Source organism: Bradyrhizobium sp., assembly GCF_036009065.1.
Lineage (GTDB): Bacteria > Pseudomonadota > Alphaproteobacteria > Rhizobiales > Xanthobacteraceae > Bradyrhizobium.
In genome coordinates this window covers 1-2,342 of the sequence record NZ_DASYMN010000137.1, presented here as the reverse complement: position 1 = coordinate 2,342, position 2,342 = coordinate 1, and the positions used below count along the sequence as shown (strand labels likewise).

Below are 2,342 nucleotides of genomic sequence, written 5' to 3'. Positions count from 1 at the left end.
GAGAGGAACAGCTCTTCGATGTAGTTGCGTTTCTAGAATTGCAAGGTGAGGTCGACGAACTCCTGCACGGTGAAGCGCGCGCCGGACGTTTGATGACCGCCGATTAATGCAGTAGGGACACTCATAGATACAGACGTTGGTCAGCAGGCTCTCCAGCAAGCAGACACAACAGCCGTCCGGCGTTTAACCTCAACTTCCTTCTTGCCATGACTATAAACTGGCGGAAGTCCTGGGGGTTCTGCGAGATGCCTTGCAGAACCGTAGCCGTGTAATGACGCATTTGTGACTTGTACCGGACGGCCAGATCGATTCGGCTTCGGCCATGTATATCGAAGCCGTCCCGAACCGGAACTCGCCCCCCGCCATCCTGCTGCGCGAGAGCTACCGCGAGGGCGGCAAGGTGCGCAAACATACCCTGTGCAACCTCTCCGACTGGCCCGTGGCCTATGTCGAAGGGCTGCGTGGCGTACTCAAGGGCGGCACCGTCATCCCCGCCGGACAGGATGCCTTCACCGTCACCCGCAGCCTCCCCCATGGCCATGTCGCCGCCGCCCTCGGCACCGCTCGTAAGATCGGCCTTGACCGCCTGCTCGGTCCCGATGGCAACCGCGGCCGCGACCTCATCCTCGCGCTGCTGATCGGGCGCATTCTCGATCCGGTTTCCAAGATGGCGGCCGCGCGCATGCTCTCCCCGGCTACCGCCGCCTGCAGCCTGGGCGAGGCGCTTGGTCTTGGCGAAGTCGATGAGGACGAGCTCTATGGCGCGCTCGACTGGCTGGGCGAACGCCAGCCGGCGATCGAGACGGTGCTGGCCCGGCGGCATCTGCGCACCGGCACCCTGGTGCTCTACGACGTCTCCTCGAGCTATCTGGAAGGGCGCTGCTGTCCGCTGGCCCAGCGTGGTTACAACCGTGATGGCAAGAAAGGCAGCCTGCAGATCGTCTACGGCCTGCTCTGCGCCCCAGACGGCTGCCCGGTGGCCATTGAGGTGTTTGCCGGCAACACCGCCGATCCGATGACGCTTGCGCCGCAGATCGCCAAGCTGAAGCAGCGCTTCGGCCTGGAGCACGTGGTCCTGGTCGGCGACCGCGGCCTGATCACCGAGGCGCGCATCAGTGCCGATCTGCAAGCCGCCGGGCTGGACTGGATCACCGCGCTGCGGGCGATCAAGGACCTGCTGAACAGCGGCCTCATCCAGCTCTCGCTGTTCGACCAGCGCGACATGGCCTCGATCACCTCACCTGACTTCCCCGGCGAGCGGCTGGTGGTCTGCCGCAATCCCGACCTCGCCGCCGAACGCGCCCGCACGCGCGAAGACCTGCTGGCCGCCACCGAACGCGATCTGGCGTGTATCCAGAAGCGGGTTGAGCGTCAGCGCGCGCCGCTGCGCGGCACCGCCGCCATCGCGCTGGCGGTGGGCGAAGTGTTCAACCGCCACAAGATGAAAAAGCATTTCGATCTGGCCATCACCGACACCAGCTTCCGTTTCGCTCGCAAGACAGCCGAGATTGCCGCCGAGGCGGCGATGGACGGGCTGTATGTCGTGCGCACCAACCTGCCCGAGGCGAAGCTCGATGATGCGGCGACGGTGCGCAGCTATAAGTCCCTGGGTCAGGTGGAGCAGGCGTTCCGCTGCCTCAAGCGCATCGATCTGCAGGTCCGCCCGGTCTATCACTGGCTGGAAGGGCGGGTGCGGGCGCATGTCTTTCTCTGCATGCTGGCCTACTACCTCGAATGGCACATGCGTCAGCGCCTGGCGCCGATGCTGTTTGACGAGGCCGATCCGGACGCAGCCGAGGCCCGGCGCGAGAGTGTCGTCCGGACGGCGCAGCGCTCACCGGCGGCGGTGAAGAAGCAGACAACCGGCTTCACGCCTGATGGCCAGCCGGTGCACAGCTTTCGTTCGCTGCTGGCGGATCTGGCGACCGTGGCGCGCAACACCATCGTCACCGCCATCACGCCGCTCTATCCGATCACCGTGGTGACGCGGCCGACGCCGCTGCAGCAGAAGGCATTCGATCTGCTCGGGGTCGCGGTGTAGCCAGTAACGCGCCGCCGGAACAGCATTTAATGCAATACTAGCAAGGGTTTATGTAATTCTAAAGAAGGAAGTTGGGTTTAAATGGTGCCGGCGCACAGAATCGAACTGTGGACCTACTGATTACGAATCAGTTGCTCTACCCCTGAGCTACGCCGGCAAATCAATGGGTTAGCGGGTTCTTAGTCTCGGTTTAGTCTCAGTTTAGTCTCCGCCGTTGGGGCGGCCTCGGCGTCCTTGTAGCCGAGGCCGGTGACCTGAGTCTAGGCTGTTTGCTGTTCCGGCCCGGCTTCCGTCGTCCGGG

The 2,342-nt window shown here is 63.8% G+C and carries 1 protein-coding gene, 1 tRNA gene and 1 pseudogene; 1 reads left to right on the top strand and 2 read right to left on the bottom strand.

Annotated features, from left to right (window positions below; genetic code table 11):
• Window positions 1-35 precede the first annotated feature (35 nt).
• A pseudogene (locus VGP39_RS08200) lies at window positions 36-183 on the bottom strand (radical SAM protein); the annotation flags it as partial.
• A gap of 139 nt (window positions 184-322) precedes the next feature.
• Between VGP39_RS08200 and VGP39_RS08195 the strand changes: the two are divergent.
• The gene (locus VGP39_RS08195; protein ID WP_327567605.1) at window positions 323-2,041 is read left to right on the top strand and encodes an IS1634 family transposase; all 1,719 of its coding nucleotides are present in this window, start codon (window positions 323-325) and stop codon (window positions 2,039-2,041) included.
• A gap of 82 nt (window positions 2,042-2,123) precedes the next feature.
• On the opposite strand, the gene VGP39_RS08190 is transcribed toward VGP39_RS08195, so the two are convergent.
• Window positions 2,124-2,198: transfer RNA gene (locus VGP39_RS08190), tRNA-Thr, on the bottom strand.
• Window positions 2,199-2,342: the final 144 nt, after the last annotated feature.